This is a genomic window from Thioclava kandeliae (assembly GCF_040297545.1).
Classification (GTDB): domain Bacteria; phylum Pseudomonadota; class Alphaproteobacteria; order Rhodobacterales; family Rhodobacteraceae; genus Thioclava; species Thioclava kandeliae.
Genome location: NZ_JAYWLC010000004.1, coordinates 39,565 through 59,900 on the forward strand (window position 1 = coordinate 39,565; position 20,336 = coordinate 59,900).

A 20,336-nucleotide genomic window follows, 5' to 3' on the forward strand; every position below is an offset into this window, starting at 1 on the left:
TTCCATCTTGCGGGCCGTCCTGCGGCCCTTTGCCCTGACTTAATTCGTCAGCGCGGCAGATTCCACCCCGGCCTTGTGCAAGGCGGCGTAAAGGCGTGCATCGCGGCCATAGACGTCGCGGCGATACTCGATCTTGCCCTTCGCATTCGGCCATGCAGTGAAATAGACCAAATGCACGGGCACCGGCGGTGTCAGCTTCACGGTTGTCTCGTTGCCACTCTCAAGAATGCGCTGGAAATAGGCCTTGGGGTTGTCGGTCTGGGGCGCGAGCAGCGTATAGGCCAGTTCAAATGGCTCGCCCACACGCACACAGCCGTGGCTGAAAGCGCGCTGCTCTTTCGAGAAAAGAGATTTCGACGGCGTATCATGGAGATAGATGTTATACTTGTTCGGGAACAAGAACTTCACCAATCCAAGAGCGTTATGCTGCGAGGGCGGCTGGCGCATGGCGAAGGGGAAACTACTGGCGGTATACTGGCCAAAATTCACCGCGCTACGCGGCACCACCTGCCCGCGCGAATCCACCAGCTGCAGCTGTGCCGCCGCATTCGGATTGCGCTGCATCATCGGAAGATATTCCTTGGTCACGATAGACCGCGGCACATGCCATGCCGGATTGATCACCATACGGTCCATCATATCGGAAAATTCCGGCGTCTGGCGGTCTGGCGTGCTCTGGCCGACGACCGTTACCGATTTGAACGTGGTTTTGTCGTCATCTACAACCCTGACCGAGAAATCGGCGATATTGATCCAGATATGGCGCTTGCCAAGATCAGTGCCGTTCATCCAGCGCATCCGTTCAAGCGCCACAAGTACGGATTTCAGCCGCTCTTGAGGGGCCGCGTTCAACGCCTCCAGCGTGGAGCTTCCGGCCACGCCATCGGTGATCAGCCCCTGATCCTCCTGAAACTGCTGGACAGCCTTCTGCATCGCGCCGTCATAGCTGGCCGTCGGATGGGAGCCGAGATACCCCATATTCTGAAGCCGGTTGCGTAGCGCAATGACCGCATCCCCTTGGGCGCCAGGTCGCAGGATGCCGGCATGGACCTCGGGCCCCCAGCCACCATCGGCAATCGTGGTCTCGAGATCGAGCTTGGCTTTGACGAGCTGTGCATAGGCCGGACTGCGGGGCGCGAGCGCATGCAGCCATGCCAGAGGCGTCTGGCTCTGGCTGAATGCGCGGATCAGGGTAAGATTATCGGGCCGGTCGATCTCGCGCACGATCGTCGGGTCGACCTTCTTGGGCGTTAATATGCCGCGCGAGAGATCCTGTGCGTAGCGTAGGAAAGTTTCCGACATCCGGATCTCGAGCTGCCCGCGCTGGCCTTCCGAGCGCAGCTCGCCAAAGGCCTGACGCAGCCCCTGCGCGTCATAGCGTTCACTCGGAAGCCCCTGAGCGCCAGCTTGATCCAGCACGCGGAAAAAGGCGGCGCGGCGGGAGGCATCGCCTGCGCCGGTCCATATCGGCTGGTAGTCGCGTGCGGAATAGAACTGTGCAAGCGCCGGATGGTCGGTCGCCCCTTCGGCCACGGCCTGCATGAAGCCGGAGATGGTTATCTGCGATGCGGGCACCGCACCGGCCACTGTTGCGAGATTGGTCTGGGCATGGAGGCTGCTGCCGAAGGACGCCGCCAATAAGCCGGCCAGACCCGCATATCTGAGAGAATCGATCATCGTCCGCCTGCTGAAAGTCATCTGCACATTCTACATGAGGGATCGCGCGCAGCATCACGAATGTCCAGCATCAAGGCTTTGTTAACCATTTTCATGGCAACTATGTCGCATTACCTCAACAATCGTCCCCTTATGGCGCCATGAGTGGCAATTTTCCGCCTAAATCCTAGTTGACCATTCGTTAACCAGAGAATTCACAGTTGATCGCGAAGACGTGGGGGACCTAACGTGATCGCGATCTGACGAGAGGCATGCGTAAAGTCGCAGATAAGCGGCGCGCAAAAAAACTTAGGCAGGCATAAAAATGGCAAGCAACCTATTGTTCACCCGCCGTGGTCTTCTCGGGGCTTTTGCAGCTACCGCAGTCGTCGCAGCGCCTACCATGTCCAATGCGTTCGGGTTTTTGCGCGGCGCGGGCGATGTGCGTCGTATCCGCATGTATTCGGGCCGCACAGGTGAGAGCATCAATACAGTCTACTGGATTGATGGTGAATATATCGACGATGCGCTCAACGAGATCACCCATTTCATGCGGGACTGGCGTACCGGCACAAAGAAAACGATCGACCGCCGCACGATCGATATCGCCGCGGCCTCGCATAATCTGATGGATATCCAAGAGCCCTATATCATGCTTTCGGGGTATCGTTCTCCAAAGACCAATGCGATGTTGCGCTCGCGGTCCGGCGGCGTGGCCCGGAACTCCCTCCATATGCGCGGTCAGGCAGCAGATCTGCGGCTCAAGTCGCGTTCGGTCAACCAGATGTATAAAGCGGCCATGGCTTGCCATGCGGGTGGCGTCGGCAAATACAGTCGCTCGAACTTCGTGCATATGGATTGCGGTCCGGTCCGGTCTTGGGGCGCCTGAGCACCCGCGCCTCATCAGCCTTTGAGAGAGATCCTGTGGAGAAGCCGGAAACGTTTGCTATGCGGTTCCTCGCCCATAATACACAGCGAATTGATGGCTAGATGGTCATTCAAAGCGCTTTGGAACCAATCTGTCGCGGCGGACTCCAAGGTGTCAAGCTGCGTTTTCCCCAGCTTCTCAGTCAGCGTGAAATGCAGTTTGAACCGGTCCATGACATGCGCATAGCCCCAGCGTCTCAGATAGTCCCGATCAGAACTCCCGAAGCGATCCGAGCTTCGTCTTTCGATTTCCTCTTCCGAAAGAGGCTTGCGGATGTCGTTGGTTCTGCGCACGATCTCTGAGGCAAAAGCGGTAATTTCCGGTTGTGGCTCAGGAATGAGGGCAAGAAACCGTCCGAGCCGAACGAGCTGTAGCGGCCCGATGCTCAGAGCGGGCAAGCTCCGGCCGAGATTTTCGCACAGTGTTACAAGGTCTTCATAGCTGACCCCGTCTTGCAGGACGAAGGGCGCACGAAGCGTTGCGTGAAACCCGTAACGTGCAGGCCGTGCCGTCACTTCCGGCGATAGACCCGCCAGCGCGGGTTGCGCGATGTCCCTGCCCGCCGCGCTGTCCCAACCCAACCATGCCGCCCCCCGTGCGTAAAACACGCCTTCGGGGACGGCATAGATCGCATAGCGCGGGACTGCCATCAGGCGTCGGGCGCTTTCGGCGTGTAGTTCAGGATCGGCGCAAGCCAGCGCTCGGCCTCGGTCAGGTCCATGCCCTTACGCTGGGCATAATCCTCGACCTGATCTTTCTCGACCCGTGCAACCCCGAAATAATAGGCTTCCGGATGGCCGATATAGATCCCCGACACGGACGAACCGGGCCACATCGCATAGCTTTCGGTCAGCTCGACCCCCGTCTGAGAAGTCGCGTCCAGAAGCTTGAAAAGCGTCTCTTTTTCGGTGTGATCGGGCTGTGCCGGATAGCCCGGTGCCGGGCGGATACCGTCATATTTATCGGCAATCAGAGCGGCGTTGTCGCAGGCCTCGTCAGGAGCATAGCCCCAGAGTTCCTTGCGGACAAACTCGTGCAGGCGCTCGGCGAAGGCTTCGGCAAAACGGTCAGCCAATGCCTTCACGAGGATCGAGTTATAGTCATCATGCGCGGCCTCGAACTTCTCCGCAATCGCCTGCTCCTCGGGGCCTGCGGTCACCACGAAGCCACCCAGATAATCGGCCTTGCTGCCTTCGGGTGCGACAAAATCCGACAGCGCCACGTTGGGGCGGCCCTCGCGTTTGGTCACCTGCTGGCGCAGCGTGTGCATGGTCGCCAATTCGGTGCCGCGGTCCTCGCCGGTATAAAGACGGATGTCATCCCCCACCGTATTGGCGGGCCAGAAGCCCACAACCGCTTTGGGCGTGAACCATTTCTCGTCAATGATCCTGGCCAGCATCGCCTGTGCATCGGCAAAGAGTGCCCGCGCTGCCTCGCCCTGTTTCTCGTCCTCGAGGATCTTCGGATAGACGCCTTTCAGCTCCCATGTCTGGAAGAATGGCGTCCAGTCGATATAGCGGGCCAGCTCGGCCAGATCCCAGTTTTCAAAGGTCTTGGTGCCAAGGAAACTGGGCGCTTTCGGCGTGTAGTCCGCGAAATCCGCCTTATAGGCATTAGCGCGGGCATCCGCCAATGGCAGCCGCTTCTTGGCCAGTTCGGCACGGGCGTGTTTCTCGGCCGTCTCGGCGTAATCCGCCTGAATACTCGCGACATAATCGGTTTTTTGCGTCTTGGACAGCAGTTGCGAGACCACACCTACCGCGCGCGAGGCATCAGTGACATAGATGGCCTGCCCCTTGTTATAGCGCGGATTGATCTTCACGGCGGTATGCACCTTGGAGGTGGTCGCCCCGCCGATCAGCAGCGGCAGATCCATGCCGAGCCGCTCCATCTCGGAGGCCACATGCACCATCTCGTCAAGCGAGGGCGTGATGAGCCCCGAGAGCCCGATGATATCTACCTTTTCGCGCTTGGCCGTCTCGAGGATCTTCTCGGCGGGCACCATCACGCCCAGATCGATGATCTCATAATTGTTGCAGGCCAACACGACGCCCACGATGTTCTTGCCGATATCATGCACATCGCCCTTTACGGTCGCCATCAGGACCTTACCGGCCGCCTCGCTTTCCGTGGTGCCGTTCTGGCGCTTCTCTTCTTCCATATAGGGCAAAAGCACGGCCACGGCCTGTTTCATCACACGGGCCGATTTCACCACCTGTGGCAGGAACATCTTGCCCGCGCCAAAGAGATCACCCACCACGTTCATCCCCGCCATCAGCGGGCCTTCGATCACATGCAGAGGACGCTCGGCGCTCTGACGGGCTTCTTCGGTATCCTCGTCGATGAATTCGGTGATGCCATTGACCAGCGCATGCTCGAGGCGCTTCTCGACGCCCCATGTGCGCCACGTCATATCCTTCTCACGGCCCTTGGCACCGCCCTGACCACGATATTTCTCGGCGATCTCGAGTATGTTCTCGGTGGCCGAGCCGCCATTGGCAGGCGTGCGGTTGAGAACCACATCCTCGCAGGCCTCGCGCAAATCGGCATCGATCTGGTCATAGACCGCAAGCTGCCCCGCATTGACGATCCCCATATCCATACCGTTTTGAATGGCGTGGTAGAGGAAGACCGCGTGCATCGCCTCACGCACGGGCTCGTTGCCGCGGAAGGAGAAAGACAGGTTCGAGACGCCGCCCGAGATATGCACATGCGGGCAGGTTTCGGTGATGATCTTGGTGGCCTCGATGAAATCGACGCCGTAATTGTCGTGCTCCTCGATGCCGGTCGCCACAGCAAAGACGTTGGGATCGAAGATGATGTCTTCGGGGGCAAAGCCCACGTCCTCGGTGAGGATCTTATAGGCGCGCTGGCAGATCTCGACCTTGCGGGCACAGGTATCGGCCTGCCCCTGCTCGTCGAAGGCCATCACCACCACGGCGGCACCGTATGCCTTGCAGAGGCGCGCGTGATGGACAAAGGCCTCGACGCCCTCCTTCATCGAGATCGAGTTGACGATCGCCTTGCCCTGCACACATTTCAGACCGGCCTCGATCACCTCCCATTTGGAGCTGTCGATCATGATCGGCACGCGGGCGATATCGGGCTCGGCAGCAATTAGGTTCAGGAACTCGACCATCGCGGCCTTCGAGTCGATCAAACCCTCGTCCATGTTGATGTCGATGATCTGCGCGCCGTTCTCGACTTGTTGGCGGGCCACATCCAAAGCGCTTGCATAATCGCCGGCGGTGATCAGTTTACGGAATTTGGCGGAGCCCGTGACATTGGTCCGCTCGCCCACATTGACGAAGGGAATATCCGAGGTCAGCGTGAAGGGCTCGAGCCCCGACAGGCGCATCAGGACCGCAGGCTCGGGGATTTCGCGCGGGGCGATATCCTTCACGGCTTGGGCGATGGCGCGGATATGATCAAAAGTCGAGCCGCAGCAGCCGCCCACGATATTGACAAGGCCATCACGCGCGAAGCTGGCGACCTGCTCGGCCATATGCTCGGGCGTCTCGTCATACTCGCCCATCTCGTTGGGCAGACCGGCGTTGGGATAGGCACAGATCAGCGTGTTGGCCACGCCAGAGAGTTCGGAGATATGCGCGCGCATCGCCTCGGCACCTAGCGCACAGTTCAGGCCGATGGTCAGCGGGCTGGCATGACGAACCGAGTTCCAGAAAGCCGTGGGCGTCTGCCCCGAGAGCGTGCGCCCCGAAAGGTCGGTGATCGTGCCGGAGATCATCACTGGCATCTCGATCCCGCGCTCGACGAAGACCTCCTCGCAGGCAAAGATCGCAGCTTTGGCGTTAAGCGTGTCGAAGATCGTTTCGATCAGAAGGATATCGACGCCACCATCAATGAGCGCATTGATCTGCTGCGTATAGGCGATGCGCAAATCATCAAAGGTAACAGCACGGTAGCCGGGATTATTCACATCTGGACTGATCGATGCGGTGCGGTTGGTCGGTCCAAGAGCGCCTGCGACAAATCGCTTCCGGCCATCCTCGGCCTCGGCGCGATCCATCGCCTTGCGGGCCAGACGCGCGCCCTGGAAGTTCAGGTCATAGACCGCGCCTTCGAGCGCATAATCGGCCTGTGCGATCGTGGTGGACGAGAAGGTATTCGTCTCGGCGATATCGGCGCCCGCCATCGCGTATTTGTAATGGATTTCCTCGATCGCTTCGGGCAGCGTCAGGTTGAGGAGGTCGTTATTGCCCTGCTGCGGATGGCTATTGCCCTCGAGATGCGCCTCGAAAGGACCACTGCGTTCGGAGATCTGGAAATCGGGTTCCGACAGATGGAGCTTCTGGATCTGCGTGCCCATCGCCCCGTCGAGGATCAGGATACGGTCTTTGGCGGCGGATCTGATCTGGTCGAAAACGGCAGAACGGGTCATGGCTTTACGGGACACGGCTGACAGCACTCCTTTGGTTCCAGAGTGGGTTACATAGCCCGTCGCGAAATGTAAATCCAACTCATATTGGTCAAGAACTATATGAGTTGGATTCAAAAACCCCACCGCGATGGGTGGGGTCTGATATCAGCCACGATGGACGTTCTGGATGAAGCCATAGACCGGATATTCGCTGCCAAAAGCGGCTTTGGTGGATTTGACCCGCACCTCGGACCAGTCGTTCTTGGCGGAGACATCGATCACTTCCATGCCGAGCGAGACCTGATTGCGCTTCCAATTGGCGTGATCGACAAGGATCTTGCGGCTATCGACGACCTTGGACACCACGGCCACATGACCCATCGGCAGACGCTTGGTGCCCTTGAACACCATCACCGCGCCGGGTGCCGGGCTGTGGCGGCGCAGGTAGGACCCGTCGGCCTGCCCCCACCAGGTGCGTGCATTGCCGCGAAGCTCGATGCCGCTCGCATTGCGGGCGAAGGGCACGCACCAGACGCGTTCGCCCTTGGCTCGCATTGCTGCCGCGATCTGCACGGCTGCGTCGCGGCGGGCCGGATCGAGGCCGATCGTTGCCTGACGATCCATCCGCGCCGAAGCAAAATTCATCGAACTCATCTGGCCCAGATCGCCTTTTGACGAGCAAGCCGCAAGAGATAGTAGGGCTGCGGCAGCAAGTGCCGGCCCACGCAAAGTGGAAAGAACGCCTGTCACGCTCGGGACCTCGACTGTTTTTTTATGGGCACGCCTAGCCGGTTCGGATCTGGCTCGGAGCACGGAAGTTTTGTGCCCAAAAACATCGTTAAGGGAAAGTGAGGAGAACCAGGCTCGGCGAAAATCTGCTCATTGTGCAAAATGTGATGGAACCGCCCTGATGCGAAAACTCAGGAATAGGATGCATGGCTTTGGTTAAATTGAGAAATCTTTCAGAAGTGACTTTTCTGCAAGGGGTGCTTGGCAAAATTGCCGCACTCCCTTGCGGGCATGGCTCTTGATGAGCGTGATCACGTTTCAAGAACGGAATGTGAACCTAAGAGAGGAAACCAAATCAATCCGGTAGTCCCTCGCGCGACAGAAGAATCGCCAGCGGGCGAAGCGTCGGCGAATGGGCGCAGGAAATCATCAGAGCCACCATGATCGGGACCGCCAGAAACATCCCCGGCAGACCCCAGACGGCTCCCCAGAACGCCAGAGAGATGATGATGCCAAAACTCGAGAGCCGCAGCGCATGTCCCATCAGCATCGGATCGATAATATTGCCGATCACGAACTGGATGCCACCCGCAATCGCGAAGACAATAAAGGCCGAGGTGAGATCGCCGGTCAGAATATAGGCTGCAAGTCCCGCAATGACGGTCGCGATGATCGAGCCGATCGAGGGAATGAAATTCAGGAAGAAGGTCAGAATCGCCACCGGCAGTGCCAGCTCTAGCCCGCCGAAGAAGAAGACCGCATAGACCGCCAGTGCCGTGGCGGCGGAGACGATGGCTTTCACCAGCAGGTAATGGTTCACCAGTTGCATGATACGCTCGACCATGGCCGCGATCCGGTCCGCCCGCGCCCCTTCACCGCCCAGAAGGCTCAGGAGCTTCGAGCGGAACCAGATCCGCTCGACAAAGAGAAAGCCCACGAACAGTGTGATCAGGATCGCGCCGGAAAGCAGCGAGGAAGCCTGCCCCGCAAGTGCTGTCAGGTAACCGCCGATCTTGATATTCTGCATATATTGCAACACCGCCTGCTCCACATCGGCCCCCATCCAGCTGAAGATCTGGGCGATGGCGCGTTGTGCGGGTTCGGTATAGGTCAGCGCGAGGGTCAGCACCTGATTGGCCTGCGCCAAAATAAAGGCCGATGCCGAAATCAAACCGGTCGCGATCAGCACCATGGCAAAGATCGAGGCCAGCCACATCGGGATTCGCACGGGCCCGATCCTGAGCCGCGCGATGGCATTGATTGCCTCGGAGGTCAGAGAAAACAGGATGATCGCGATCGCCAGCGAGATCAGCACGAAACGCGCCTGCGTCAGCAGGAACAGCATCAATACGAAGGCGATGATTCCCAGAAGAGTATTGGTCAGCTGGCGCGGTTCGCGGCGCAAACCAAGCCGCGGTTGGGGGGAGATATCGTCTGGCATGGCAATCCCGTCGGCTAGATACTGCGTGGTTCAACAGGGGTATCCCATGATCCCATTCGCTGTTTTCCCACCCTAAATTCCCGCGCATGGCAAAACAAGAACGCGTGCAGGATTGCTTTCTAAGGGCTTGAAAAAAAGAAATGACATTTTTGAAAAAACCTTCTTGCACGCCCCGTTCGTTTTAATTAGACACCCCCTCGGACAGGTGGCCGAGTGGTCGAAGGCGCACGCCTGGAAAGTGTGTAGGCGGGGAACCGTCTCGAGGGTTCGAATCCCTTCCTGTCCGCCACCACCCCCCCCATTTCACAGATATCTCAACTTGCCTCTCGCAAGCTCGCGGGTCTTTCTGGCCGACGATGCGGTCACGGCCCGTCATGGTGAGATAGTCGGGAAAACCCGGACTGCGACTGTCGAGCATAGGGGTGCCGAGCAACTTCGTAGTGGCAGTGTATTTCTCCGGATCAGCGAAAAACAATGCCTGCCGCTGGCTATGGCGGACCAGTGCAACCTGCTGCTGCTGCCTTGAAAGATCGAATCGTGGATCTGCGGTAGATGTGTGCGGGCCTGGCGCGCGATCAGCCCTGCGCCCTATTGCTGGCGGCATGACGCCCTTCAGGATTCGCCACAGCCAAGTAAACGAGGGCTAAACAATCATCCAAACCGATTTGGAAACTGGTCTGGAGCGCACGCCCCATGTCGATCCGCTTTCCTGCGAGGCAACTAAGTATGTTGCAATCTCGATCAGCGGGAGCTGCCCGCTGCAGCAAGAGGCATAGCGGCTGCGCGGTTTCTTACTCACGGCTAACTTCAGGAAATCCAGCAATCGCCCATTAGAGGGCGCGATAGAAAGCGTTCGGATATTTCGCATGGCAAGATGCCACATGCGAGCTGCGCATGACACAAGGCAAAAAACTACTTGCCACATATTCAAAGGAAGGGATGGTGGGCGATGAGGGATTTGAACCCCCGACATCATCGATGTGAACGATGCGCTCTACCACTGAGCTAATCGCCCTCCGTGGCGCGGTGTTTAGCCTCCCGCGCTCGGGGGCGCAAGAGGCTATGTGAAGTTTTTCACACTTCTTTTTCGTCGTCGCCTGCACCATGGGAGGCCGGTGCGGAGCGGCGCAGTTTGAGCACCAGAACCTCGCCCTGCCCCTTGGCGTCACGCCGCGTCACGCGCAGCTTGCCCAGAGGCGGCAGGATCAGCGGCGTATCTTCGGCCAGCTGCTCGCCCAGTTCCTCGAGCAGGGCATCGAGCGCGGCTTTGACTTGTGGCTTTTTCAGCCCGCTGCGCTCGACCACGCGATCGACCAGATCCTTCTTGCGAAGCGCCAGCTGGGCCTGCGGCGGCGTCGCGGCATCGGCATCGACGGGCATCGCCGCAATACCTTCGGCGGTTTGAGTGTCGTCTGAGGACATATCCAGAATCCTTTTCTGCCGGCCACGCTGAATCAGCACCGGCACCTTTCAGGCTAGCGGGAATTGCTGCAGTGGCAAATGGAAAAGGCGCGGGAAGCCCCGCGCCTTTCCAGCATCCGTTCAAGGTTCAGTGTGCGATGGCGCCCTGCCCCGATGTGGCCTCCGAGGCGGCCTTGGCGGCAGCGGCGGCCTCCTCGGCTTCCTCGTCCCATTCGACAGGCTCGGGCTTGCGCACCAGCGCCTGTTCCAGAACCTCGCGCACATGGGTCACGGGAATGATCTTCAGCCCTTCCTTCACATTGTCAGGAATATCGGCCAGATCCTTCTCGTTCTCCTCGGGAATGAACACGGTCTTGATGCCACCGCGCAGCGCGGCGAGGAGTTTCTCTTTCAGGCCACCGATCGGCATCGCATTCCCGCGAAGGGACACCTCACCTGTCATCGCGATATCCTTGCGGATCGGGATCTGGGTGAGCACCGAAACGATGGAGGTCACCATCGCCAGACCGGCCGATGGGCCATCCTTCGGCGTTGCGCCATCGGGGACGTGGACGTGGATATCCCATTTCTCGAAGCGCGGCGGTTTGACCCCGATCTCCGGCGCGATCGAGCGGACATAGCTCGACGCGGCATCGATCGATTCCTTCATCACATCGCCCAGCTTACCGGTGGTCTTCATCCGGCCCTTACCGGGCAGACGCAGCGCCTCGATATGCAGGAGATCGCCCCCCACGGAGGTCCAGGCAAGGCCGGTCACAACCCCCACCTGATCTTCCTTCTCGGCGAGTCCGTAACGGAATTTCTTCACGCCCAGATACTCTTCCAGTTTGGCGCTATCGACATCGATATGCTTGGTCTGGCCTTTGGACTTGATGATCTCTGTCACGGCTTTACGCGCCACCTTGGCCATCTCGCGCTCGAGGCTCCGAACACCGGCCTCGCGCGTATAGTAACGCACGATATCGGTGATCGCCTCATCCTCGATCTCGAACTCGGATTTCTTCAGCCCGTGCGCCTTCACCTGCTTGGGCAGCAGGTGACGTTTGGAAATCTCGAGCTTCTCGTCCTCGGTATAGCCCGACAGCGAGATGATCTCCATCCGGTCCAGAAGCGGGCCCGGCATGTTGTAGCTATTGGCCGTGGTCAGGAACATGACATCCGAGAGGTCATATTCGACCTCCAGATAATGGTCCACGAAGGTGCCGTTCTGTTCGGGATCGAGCACCTCGAGCATGGCCGAGGCTGGATCGCCACGGAAGTCCTGACCCATCTTGTCGATTTCATCGAGCAGGATGAGCGGGTTCGTGGTTTTCGCCTTTTTGAGCGCCTGGATGATCTTGCCCGGCATGGAGCCGATATAGGTCCGGCGGTGACCGCGGATCTCGGATTCGTCGCGCACGCCGCCCAGCGAGATGCGGATGAACTCGCGTCCCGTGGCTTTGGCAACGGACCGGCCCAGCGAGGTCTTACCCACACCCGGAGGGCCGACAAGGCACATGATCGGGCCTTTCAGCTTGGCCGAACGGGCCTGTACCGCGAGATACTCGACGATGCGCTCCTTGACCTTTTCCAGACCGTAGTGATCGGCGTTGAGGATGTCCTCGGCACGGCCAAGATCCTTCTTGACGCGCGATTTGGTGCCCCATGGGATCGAGAGCATCCAGTCGAGATAGTTGCGCACAACGGTCGCCTCGGCCGACATCGGGCTCATATTCTTGAGCTTCTTGACCTCGGCATCAGCCTTCTCGCGCGCCTCTTTCGAGAGCTTGGTATTGGCGATCTTCTCTTCCAGCTCGGCGATCTCGTTCTGACCCTCCTCGCCGTCACCCAGCTCCTTCTGAATGGCCTTCATCTGCTCATTCAGGTAGTATTCGCGCTGGGTCTTCTCCATCTGGTTCTTGACGCGGGTCTTGATCTTTTTCTCGACCTGCAGAACCGAGACCTCGCCCTGCATCAGACCATAGACTTTTTCCAGGCGCGCCGAGATGTCGAGCGTCTCCAGAAGCTCCTGCTTGCGCCCGACCTCAAGGCCTAGATGACCTGAAACAAGGTCTGCCAGTTCGGCAGGCTCATGCGTGTCGGAGACAGCCGTCAGCGCCTCCTCGGGGATGTTCTTCTTGATCTTGGCATAACGCTCGAACTCTTCGGCGACCGAGCCAAGAAGCGCGGAGATCGTCTCCTCATCGCCGCGCACTTCCTCAAGCGCCTCGGCATGGACTTCGAAGAATTCTTCGTTCTCGACGAATTCGGTGATCCGCACGCGCGTTTTACCCTCGACGAGCACCTTTACGGTGCCATCGGGCAGCTTGAGGAGCTGGAGCACATTTGCCAGAACGCCGATGCGGAAGATGCCATCGGTATCGGGTTCGTCGACGCTGGGATCGACTTGGCTGGCCAGAAGGATCTGACGATCTTCGGCCATCACCTCTTCCAGCGCACGCACCGATTTTTCACGGCCCACAAACAGCGGCACGATCATATGCGGGAACACAACGATATCGCGCAGCGGCAGGACCGGATGGGTTTGCGAGGAGATTTCGGTCATGGTCATTCCTTATATGGCGAAAGAGCACCGGCCCCGGATAGGCAGCCCCGTCTCTTCCCTAGTCCAGCAATAGATAGGCGGCGTCCCGTGCCGGTTCAACCACCTCTGCGTTACGCAAATGTTACGCCACCCATACGCGGATGGCGATATATGGAACGCATCGGGGCGAAGATTATTTCACCACCGCGCCCGCAACAATATTGCCAATAACTAAATTATATGGTAATTATAATTCACAAATCCGCTCCCCGCATAAAATCTGAAAGGACCGACAGAATGACCCCGCAGCGCCTCCATAACCGGCAAAGCCAACGCATGGCACCGCGCAGCATGGCGGTCGCCAAGGTCCTTCCGCAGCAGCAGCCTCAAGGATGGTGGATCCTGCCGGGCGCGGCACTGGGCCTTGCGGCCTATTCGCTCGCGGCTCTCGCGCTTCTGCGTCTGGTCTGAGCGCCGCTCAGAGTGGCAGGACGATCTCGGCCTGAAGGCCGCCAAGAGACTCGCTTTTGCGCAGATTCAGCGAGCCTCCATGCGCGCGCACGATGTCTGACGCAATCGACAGCCCCAGCCCGACGCCCTGCCCCAGATCCTGATTGCGCGCGGGATCGAGTCGCGTGAAGGGCCGCAAGGCCTCATCGCGGCGTTCGGGCGGAATGCCCGGCCCCGGATCCTCCACCGAAATCTTCAGCACTTTCCCGCCGAGCGTCACCGTAACCTCGGCCTGCCCGCCATAGCGCAGCGCATTGCCGATGAGGTTGTCCAGCGCGCGGCGGATCGCTTCGCTGCGCAGTTTCACGATCACCTCGCCATCGGGTGGACAATTGCCCAGAATGACCGGCTTGCCGCTACGCTGTGCATATTGCACCGCATCGCGCACCAGAGCGCCGATATCTGTATCATCCGGCGCAGAAGCCTGTGCCTGATTGCGCGAGAATTCGAGAAACGCATCGATCAACCGTCCCATCTCGGCCACATCCATCTCCATATCCTCGATATCCTTGGCATCCTCCTCGTTCCGCGGCAGCATCGACAATCCGAGCCTGAGCCGTGTCAAGGGCGTGCGCAGGTCATGGCTGATCGCCGAGAGCATCATGGTCCGCTGCTCGATATGGCGCTCGATCCGGTTGCGCATATCCAGAAAGGCCGCGCCCGCCGAGCGGACCTCGGTGGCCCCCGATATCCTGTAGGGCACTGATTGCCCGCGCCCGAACGCCTCGGCCATCATCGACAGATGCCGGATCGGCTTGAGCTGGTTGCGCAGGAAAAGATAGGCGATGACGCTCATCAGAAGCCCCACCACCATCATCAGCACCAGAAGCTGGTGTGGATTGGACGCCGAGGCCCGCCCGCGCGCGAAGTCGATTTTCATCAGACCTTTATCGGTCATTACCCAGAGAACGACCCGATCCCCGTCGGTCAGGTCGATGGCCTGCACCGGACGCACCAGTTGATGGAGCACATCCATGACCACGAGCCCTGTCAGGTCATAGAACCGCCGGTGATCGCCACGGGTCTCGTCAAGCACGGCCGGCAGATCGGTCCGGATCTGTAGCGGTTTTCCAAGCGCCGACAGCTTGGTCTGCGCCTCCCCCAGATCGACCGCGTCATCAACGGTATCGATCATGAGATCGATCTCGAGCAGCATCGACCCCGTCATCTGCTCTGTCACCCGCTCGAAGTGGCGCTGGATGAATACGACAGAGACGACCAGCTGGATCGTCACGATCGGCAGCAGGAGGATGAGGGCGCCGCGACCATAAAGCCCGCGCGGCATCAGTTGTTTCAGCCAGTGGAATTTCATGGCAGAACCGTAGCGAGGCCCTGTGGAAAGGAAAAGCCACGATGCACATGTCAGATGAAAATTCCGCGCCAGGTCAGCGTCGCGGGCAGATTTCCCTGCCCGATGGAATCCGGCATGTGCTGGCCCCGAACCCCTCGCCGATGACCCATCAGGGCACCAACAGCTATATCCTCGGCCGAGGCGATGTGGCGGTCGTCGATCCGGGACCGATGGAGGCAAGCCATCTGGCCGCACTCCAGTCTTGCCTCGCGCCGGGGGAGCGGATCGCAGCCGTGCTGGTGACGCATTCCCATGTCGATCACAGTGCCTCCGCCCGCGCCCTCGCCGTTGCACATAACGCCCCGGTCTATGGCTTCGGCGGGGTCACCGCAGGGCGCAGCGCGCTAATGGAACAGCTGGCCGAGGAGGGGCATCTGGGCGGCGGCGAAGGGGTGGATCATGGATTTACCCCTGATATCACCCTCGCTGATGGCGACTGTCTGGATTTGGGCGGGATGTCTGTATCCGCACATCATACACCGGGCCATTTCGGCAACCATCTGAGCTTTGAGATTGGCGATACGGTGCTGACCGGCGATATCGTGATGGGCTGGACTTCTACCGTCATCTCGCCTCCCGATGGGGATCTCGGATCGTATTTCCGCGCCCTCGACAGGCTGCAGGCCTGCAAGGCCACGCTTTTCCTGCCCGGTCATGGCGATCCGGTGCGCGAGCCTGCAAAACGGATTGACGATCTGCGCGCGCACCGGCTTGCTCGTCATGCACAGATCCTCAATGTGCTTACCGCCGGTCCTGCCTCGGCTCAGGGCATTGCCATGCAGGTCTATGGCGATCTGCCGCCGCGTGTGATGGCCGCAGCAACCCGTAACTGCCTCGCCCATCTTATTGACATGATGGAAAAAGATCAGGTTTCCGTTGACGGTGTCATCACCGATCGGGCAATTTTCGGGCTGCGATGATTTTCTGCCAAAAAAACGTCATTTAGGCTCTTGCATGCCCGAAAACCCGTCGCTATACAGCGCCACATGTTCCGGCGTAGCTCAGCGGTAGAGCAGTTGACTGTTAATCAATTGGTCGTAGGTTCGATCCCTACCGCCGGAGCCAACATCCTTTCCCCGATCGGGGATGTTGGTGAACATGACCGAGAGAGGGAGCCAGTTCCGGCGTAGCTCAGCGGTAGAGCAGTTGACTGTTAATCAATTGGTCGTAGGTTCGATCCCTACCGCCGGAGCCACATTTACAGACATTTGCGTTACAGTCGTTCAAAACGGTTTGAAAAGCGCGTCTCCTTTGGTTTTAAAACCCGAGTGCCACCGCGCCGTAAATGACTGCCGCAGTGCCCATCTGGACCGGACGCAGGCGCGCAAAATAGAGCGGCGCCTCGCCGCGGCGTGCCGCGATCGGATCGATCAATGCGATCGCCGCGTAGCCAAGACACAGCATCCAGAGTGAAACGGAGAGCGGTGCAAGAAGGCTCGCAAGCCCCCACAGAAAATAGACCAGCATCGTCAGCAGCTGGACAGCTCTGACCCCGCCCGGCGTGCGGAAACTGAGCCCCCTGCGGACACCTGCCAGAAAGAGCAGAATCGCACTGCCCCAGACCGCAGTTGCCGCGGTGCAGACCCCCTGCCATGCTCCGGGCAAAAAGAACATCCCCAGCATACCGAGTGCCATCGGCATAACCGGAAGCCAGCCGAAAACTTCTCCATCGAACGGTATTCCCGCTGTTTCCCGAATGGTAAAGATACGCTGCGTTTGTGTCATGGGAACTCTCCTCAGGATCATGGCCGGTCACTGGTGAAAGCTTTGCTTTGGCAAGCGGTTCCACGAAAGCGCGCTCACCCCCACACACAATCAGAAGAAAATATCGTCAGCGGGTGGCGGCGAGGCCGCTGCATCCTCTTTGCCGAACAGCGCACGGTGAAGCGCGCGCTCCTCTTCCATGCTGTAGATCTCCATGATCTTGGCATCGAGCGCGTCGGGCAGTGCCTGGAGCGACTGCGATGGCTGTGCCTTGCGCGCCTCCTCTGCAAGACGGCGCTTGAGCTGATCCAGTTCGCGGCGCGCTTTCGGAAGACCCTCACCTACTTCGGTGACCGCAGCGACCAGCCCCGCCCGCAACTGCTGGCCCGACCGGACCAACTTGCCGCTTTCGTCGATGATCGCGCGCGTCTCGGTCTCGATCCTGTCCACCAGTTCCGCGGGCTGTTCCATCATCGTTATGAACTTGCCGATATGGGTCTCGATCCCGTTCAATGCGGCCTTTACATCATTATAGATCCGGGAGTTCTCGGCTGCGAGCTGCCCGAGTTGACGGGCGATCTCCTTCAGTGCCATGCCGTCATCGCCCAGTTGGCCACAGCCGATAATCGCGTTCATCCCGACGATCCGCATCTGCTCCTCCAGTGCGCCTATATCGCGTAGGCGATCCGAGAGTTGCCCGAATTCTGAGAAAAGCGTGGAGGATTGCCGCCCCGTCTCCAGTAGGACCATACGGATCAGGCCAAGCTGTGTCTCTGCTGCTGCGGTAATATCGCCAACCTGCGAGAAAAGAGTCCCCTTGCTCTGGCGCCCGCCACCCTTGCCCGCGAGCTCCTGCGAGATCCGAAGCGCTTCGACAAGCTTCTCCGACAGCCGGTCGGCCTCGATCGTGAATGTATCGCTCGCCACCCGCAGCTGCGCACAGGCCAGATCCTCGATCTGGGAATGACCGGCAGGATCCGGCAGCGAAAGGATCTGCTCGCAATGTTCAAGCCTCTGGCGCGTGGCATCGCCCACCTGCAACGCGACCAGCCCCTCGCCCAACGCCGCCGCGAGATCGGCATTGCGCTGTAAAAGCGCCCCGCCAAGCTGTAACTGCGCCTCATTGCCGTTTGTCAGTCCTTCGAACATCTCCGCCAATGCCACGAGATTCTGGGTGAACTGGCGCATATCCTCCAGCTGGCGCCCGAAGCCCGATGTCGCCAGTCGGGCGATCCGGTCACGGATCTTCTCGACCAGCGTATCCGCATCGGTCAGCACCTGTTCGGAATTCTGCACGATCTCGCCCGTTGCCGTGGTAAAGACGCTCAACCCCTTGTGGCGCCCTGCAAGCTCCGAGGCCGAAACCTTGGCGTTCAGGCCCACGATCTTCATCGTGCGCACGGAGCGCCAAAGGCATTTAAGCTCGCGCGCAAGGATTTCCACCTGCGTATCAAGCGTCTTTACCGCCTCCATCGAGGTCACCATGGCCTGTTCCAGATCATGGCTGCCGGTCTTGGCCTGAGCAAGCCTGCGGCAGGTCGCCTCGATCATGTCATCCTTCAACCGCGTCAGCTCGTCGATCGGCACCCGTTGCTCGTCAAGCGCATGGCCCGTGCGCAGCAGGAGCGACCCCATATCGAGGAAATGCGATTCGATCTGTCGCTGGATCTGCTGGACCACCGGCCATGAGACATCGGAACCAGGCAGCGTGGCGGCGCGGGCAATAGACATCACACACCTGCCCTTTCCTGCGCCGCGGCCCATCTGATGATCTGTTCGGCCACCTGCGACAGAGGAACCGCCTTTTCGGCCGCCCCCGTCTCCATCGCGGCACGGGGCATACCATAAACCGCACAGCTCGCCTCGTCCTGCGCCAAGGTCCGCGCGCCGCCCGCCCGCATCTCGGCCATTCCGGCGGCACCATCGTCCCCCATCCCCGTCAGGATAATCCCCAGCGCCGATCCACCTACCACCTGCGAGACCGAGCGGAACAGAACGTCCACCGACGGCCGGTGGCGCGCCACCGCAGGCCCGTTATTCAACTGCACCCTGTAGCCGGTCCCGTGGCGACCCAGCAGCAGATGCCGGTCGCCCTGCGCAAGCACCGCCTGCCCCCGACCGAGCGTGCGACCTTCTGAGGCCTCGAACACCTCGAGCGCGCTATAGCGGTCCAGCCGTTCGGCGAAGGCCGCGGTAAAGGCGCGCGGCATATGCTGGACAATGGCAATCGGCGGCAATGTGGGCGGCAATGTCTCCAGCACCGCTTTCAAGGCCTCTGTCCCGCCCGTGCTGGCCCCGATGGCGATCAGCGGCGGCCCTGCCACCCGCGGCGGATGGGAGAGTTTGGGCAGGATGATATCTGCGGTATGCCGTTCGCCCACGGGCTTGATCGGCGTCGCGGGACGGCGCTTTGTACGGCGCGATTGCGCGGCAGCACGGATCACATCGGAGATGCGGATCACCATTTCCTGTCGTTCATCCGGTGTGCGCGGGCGGGGCTTCTCGAGCACCTCGACCGCTCCATATTCCAGCGCTTTCATCATCGTCTCCGATCCTTCCTGCGCGAGCGATGAGATGACCACCACAGGGATCGGGCGCTGCGACATGATCTTGCGCAGGAACGTCAAACCGTCCATCCGTGGCATATGCAGATCGAGCAGGATCACATCCGGAAGAACACTGCGCATCTGCTCGACCGCGACAAACGGATCCTCGGCCTGCGCGAACAGCTCCATATCGGCCTCATCGGCGATCAGCGATGCAAACATCCGCCGCACGGAGGGGCTGTCATCGACAATCATGACTTTGATCGGATCGGATTGCATCGTGAATTATCCAATTTTCCGGAAGATTGCGGGGGCGGTCTGTTCGAGCTGCGGGTCGCGCATCATCATGGATTCCGAATGCCCAAGATATAGATAACCGCCCAGAGAAATATGGCGCGTTACAGAGCGTATCACCCGTGTCTGATCCGCAGGCGAGAAGTAGATCAACACATTGCGCAAAAAGGCCACATCGACGTCGCGATCGAGCGGCAGGCTGTCATCGAGCAGGTTCATCTGGTGGAAGCGCACATGTCGGCGCAATGAGGGAATAACGCGTGACTGCCCCTCCAGCCGCCCCGTCCCGCGCATCAGGAACGCCTCGCGCATATTCTGCGGCACAGGCTCCAGTAGAGCATCGCGATAGATCGCCATGCGCGCGAGATCAAGCACCTCCCGATTGATATCGGTCCCCACGATCGACCAGCGGAACTCCCGATGGGTCGCAGCCCAGGTCGCGGCACAAAAGGCGATGGTCCAGGCTTCGGCACCGCTCGAGGCGGCGGCCGACCAGAGCTTCACGCTCTGTCCCTCCAACCGTTTGCGCTCCACGGCCTCGGGAAGTGCCACATTCATCAGATGGTTGAAATGCGCGGGTTCGCGGAAGAAATCCGTCTTGTTGGTCGTCACCGCATCGAAAATCGCAGCGCGTTCTTCGGCCAGAGCATTTTCCTCGAAAAGATAATGCAGATAGCTGTCCAGAGTTGCATGCCCCAACTGGGCCATCCTGTGACGCAGGCGACTTTCGACCATGGTGCGTTTGCTCTCGCCCAACTGCACGCCGATCTCGTCCTGCACGAAGCTGGTGAACTGATGATAGAGGTGTTTGGCGCTTTGCACGGAATTGAGATTCATGAGGGATAAACTG

Annotated in this window: 15 protein-coding genes and 4 tRNA genes; 6 read left to right on the forward strand and 13 right to left on the reverse strand. The window is 59.7% G+C overall.

The features are described from left to right. Nucleotides 1–39 precede the first annotated feature (39 nt). Nucleotides 40–1,677: a L,D-transpeptidase family protein gene (locus tag VSX56_RS06340; RefSeq protein ID WP_350935705.1), complete on the reverse strand. Its 1,638-nt coding sequence runs from the start codon at nt 1,675–1,677 to the stop codon at nt 40–42. Nucleotides 1,678–1,981: 304 nt separating this feature from the next. On the opposite strand from VSX56_RS06340, the gene mepK reads away from it, so the two are divergent. Then, nucleotides 1,982–2,545 carry a peptidoglycan L,D-endopeptidase MepK gene (gene mepK, locus VSX56_RS06345; protein WP_339112597.1) on the forward strand — a complete coding sequence of 188 codons (564 nt, stop codon included), beginning with the start codon at nt 1,982–1,984 and terminating at the stop codon, nt 2,543–2,545. Between the two features lie 14 nt (nt 2,546–2,559). Here mepK and VSX56_RS06350 read toward each other — a convergent pair whose 3' ends face one another. The 4 genes from VSX56_RS06350 to VSX56_RS06365 all read right to left on the reverse strand — a co-directional run bounded on the left by VSX56_RS06350 (nt 2,560) and on the right by VSX56_RS06365 (nt 9,135). Then, entirely contained in the window at nt 2,560–3,234 is a 675-nt protein-coding gene (locus tag VSX56_RS06350) for a DUF1045 domain-containing protein (RefSeq protein WP_350935707.1), read from the reverse strand. Then, nucleotides 3,234–6,986, reverse strand: coding sequence for a methionine synthase (metH, locus tag VSX56_RS06355; RefSeq protein ID WP_350936158.1), 3,753 nt, complete (start codon nt 6,984–6,986; stop codon nt 3,234–3,236). Before metH ends, VSX56_RS06350 begins: the two co-directional genes overlap by 1 nt. A gap of 144 nt (nt 6,987–7,130) precedes the next feature. Next, nucleotides 7,131–7,619, reverse strand: coding sequence for a CHAP domain-containing protein (locus VSX56_RS06360; protein ID WP_339112599.1), 489 nt, complete (start codon nt 7,617–7,619; stop codon nt 7,131–7,133). Between the two features lie 430 nt (nt 7,620–8,049). Beyond that, nucleotides 8,050–9,135, reverse strand: coding sequence for an AI-2E family transporter (locus tag VSX56_RS06365; protein ID WP_339112600.1), 1,086 nt, complete (start codon nt 9,133–9,135; stop codon nt 8,050–8,052). Between the two features lie 199 nt (nt 9,136–9,334). Between VSX56_RS06365 and VSX56_RS06370 the strand changes: the two genes are divergently transcribed. After that, nucleotides 9,335–9,424 (forward strand) — tRNA-Ser (locus tag VSX56_RS06370). 651 nt (nt 9,425–10,075) lie between these two features. On the opposite strand, the gene VSX56_RS06375 is transcribed toward VSX56_RS06370, so the two are convergent. From VSX56_RS06375 to lon, 3 genes are all read right to left on the reverse strand, one after another. After that, a tRNA-Val gene (locus tag VSX56_RS06375) sits at nt 10,076–10,150 on the reverse strand. A 59-nt stretch (nt 10,151–10,209) separates the two neighbouring features. After that, nucleotides 10,210–10,557 carry an HU family DNA-binding protein gene (locus VSX56_RS06380; protein ID WP_350935710.1) on the reverse strand — a complete coding sequence of 116 codons (348 nt, stop codon included), beginning with the start codon at nt 10,555–10,557 and terminating at the stop codon, nt 10,210–10,212. Between the two features lie 127 nt (nt 10,558–10,684). Beyond that, the gene (lon, locus tag VSX56_RS06385; protein WP_350935712.1) at nt 10,685–13,102 is read right to left on the reverse strand and encodes an endopeptidase La; all 2,418 of its coding nucleotides are present in this window, start codon (nt 13,100–13,102) and stop codon (nt 10,685–10,687) included. Between the two features lie 276 nt (nt 13,103–13,378). Here lon and VSX56_RS06390 point away from each other — a divergent pair, with 276 nt between their 5' ends. Then, nucleotides 13,379–13,552, forward strand: coding sequence for a hypothetical protein (locus VSX56_RS06390; protein WP_350935714.1), 174 nt, complete (start codon nt 13,379–13,381; stop codon nt 13,550–13,552). A gap of 7 nt (nt 13,553–13,559) precedes the next feature. Here the strand turns inward: VSX56_RS06390 and VSX56_RS06395 are convergent, their stop codons facing one another. Then, complete coding sequence (locus tag VSX56_RS06395; RefSeq protein WP_350935716.1) at nt 13,560–14,903, reverse strand: ATP-binding protein; 1,344 nt, start codon at nt 14,901–14,903, stop codon at nt 13,560–13,562. A gap of 41 nt (nt 14,904–14,944) precedes the next feature. Here VSX56_RS06395 and VSX56_RS06400 point away from each other — a divergent pair, with 41 nt between their 5' ends. The 3 genes from VSX56_RS06400 to VSX56_RS06410 all read left to right on the forward strand — a co-directional run bounded on the left by VSX56_RS06400 (nt 14,945) and on the right by VSX56_RS06410 (nt 16,137). After that, complete coding sequence (locus VSX56_RS06400; RefSeq protein WP_350935719.1) at nt 14,945–15,862, forward strand: MBL fold metallo-hydrolase; 918 nt, start codon at nt 14,945–14,947, stop codon at nt 15,860–15,862. A gap of 70 nt (nt 15,863–15,932) precedes the next feature. Further along, nucleotides 15,933–16,007, forward strand: a tRNA-Asn gene (locus VSX56_RS06405). A 55-nt stretch (nt 16,008–16,062) separates the two neighbouring features. Then, a tRNA-Asn gene (locus tag VSX56_RS06410) sits at nt 16,063–16,137 on the forward strand. 62 nt (nt 16,138–16,199) lie between these two features. Here the strand turns inward: VSX56_RS06410 and VSX56_RS06415 are convergent. From VSX56_RS06415 to VSX56_RS06430, 4 genes are all read right to left on the reverse strand, one after another. Continuing rightward, a complete protein-coding gene (locus VSX56_RS06415; RefSeq protein WP_350935721.1) occupies nt 16,200–16,667 on the reverse strand; it encodes a DUF3429 domain-containing protein in 468 nt (155 codons plus the stop codon). A gap of 90 nt (nt 16,668–16,757) precedes the next feature. Beyond that, the gene (locus tag VSX56_RS06420) at nt 16,758–18,377 is read right to left on the reverse strand and encodes a hypothetical protein (protein ID WP_350935723.1); all 1,620 of its coding nucleotides are present in this window, start codon (nt 18,375–18,377) and stop codon (nt 16,758–16,760) included. Then, entirely contained in the window at nt 18,377–19,471 is a 1,095-nt protein-coding gene (locus VSX56_RS06425) for a protein-glutamate methylesterase/protein-glutamine glutaminase (RefSeq protein ID WP_350935725.1), read from the reverse strand. Before VSX56_RS06425 ends, VSX56_RS06420 begins: the two co-directional genes overlap by 1 nt. A gap of 6 nt (nt 19,472–19,477) precedes the next feature. After that, complete coding sequence (locus VSX56_RS06430) at nt 19,478–20,323, reverse strand: CheR family methyltransferase (protein ID WP_339112609.1); 846 nt, start codon at nt 20,321–20,323, stop codon at nt 19,478–19,480. Nucleotides 20,324–20,336: the final 13 nt, after the last annotated feature.

What these genes read in the sequence shown, in the direction of transcription:
- VSX56_RS06340 (WP_350935705.1), bottom strand. Translation starts at nt 1,677, where the DNA reads ATGATCGATTCTCTCAGATATGCGGGTCTGGCCGGCTTATTGGCGGCG.
- mepK (WP_339112597.1), top strand. Translation starts at nt 1,982, where the DNA reads ATGGCAAGCAACCTATTGTTCACCCGCCGTGGTCTTCTCGGGGCTTTT.
- VSX56_RS06350 (WP_350935707.1), bottom strand. Translation starts at nt 3,234, where the DNA reads ATGGCAGTCCCGCGCTATGCGATCTATGCCGTCCCCGAAGGCGTGTTT.
- metH (WP_350936158.1), bottom strand. Translation starts at nt 6,986, where the DNA reads ATGACCCGTTCTGCCGTTTTCGACCAGATCAGATCCGCCGCCAAAGAC.
- VSX56_RS06360 (WP_339112599.1), bottom strand. Translation starts at nt 7,619, where the DNA reads ATGAGTTCGATGAATTTTGCTTCGGCGCGGATGGATCGTCAGGCAACG.
- VSX56_RS06365 (WP_339112600.1), bottom strand. Translation starts at nt 9,135, where the DNA reads ATGCCAGACGATATCTCCCCCCAACCGCGGCTTGGTTTGCGCCGCGAA.
- VSX56_RS06380 (WP_350935710.1), bottom strand. Translation starts at nt 10,557, where the DNA reads ATGTCCTCAGACGACACTCAAACCGCCGAAGGTATTGCGGCGATGCCC.
- lon (WP_350935712.1), bottom strand. Translation starts at nt 13,102, where the DNA reads ATGACCGAAATCTCCTCGCAAACCCATCCGGTCCTGCCGCTGCGCGAT.
- VSX56_RS06390 (WP_350935714.1), top strand. Translation starts at nt 13,379, where the DNA reads ATGACCCCGCAGCGCCTCCATAACCGGCAAAGCCAACGCATGGCACCG.
- VSX56_RS06395 (WP_350935716.1), bottom strand. Translation starts at nt 14,903, where the DNA reads ATGAAATTCCACTGGCTGAAACAACTGATGCCGCGCGGGCTTTATGGT.
- VSX56_RS06400 (WP_350935719.1), top strand. Translation starts at nt 14,945, where the DNA reads ATGCACATGTCAGATGAAAATTCCGCGCCAGGTCAGCGTCGCGGGCAG.
- VSX56_RS06415 (WP_350935721.1), bottom strand. Translation starts at nt 16,667, where the DNA reads ATGACACAAACGCAGCGTATCTTTACCATTCGGGAAACAGCGGGAATA.
- VSX56_RS06420 (WP_350935723.1), bottom strand. Translation starts at nt 18,377, where the DNA reads ATGTCTATTGCCCGCGCCGCCACGCTGCCTGGTTCCGATGTCTCATGG.
- VSX56_RS06425 (WP_350935725.1), bottom strand. Translation starts at nt 19,471, where the DNA reads ATGCAATCCGATCCGATCAAAGTCATGATTGTCGATGACAGCCCCTCC.
- VSX56_RS06430 (WP_339112609.1), bottom strand. Translation starts at nt 20,323, where the DNA reads ATGAATCTCAATTCCGTGCAAAGCGCCAAACACCTCTATCATCAGTTC.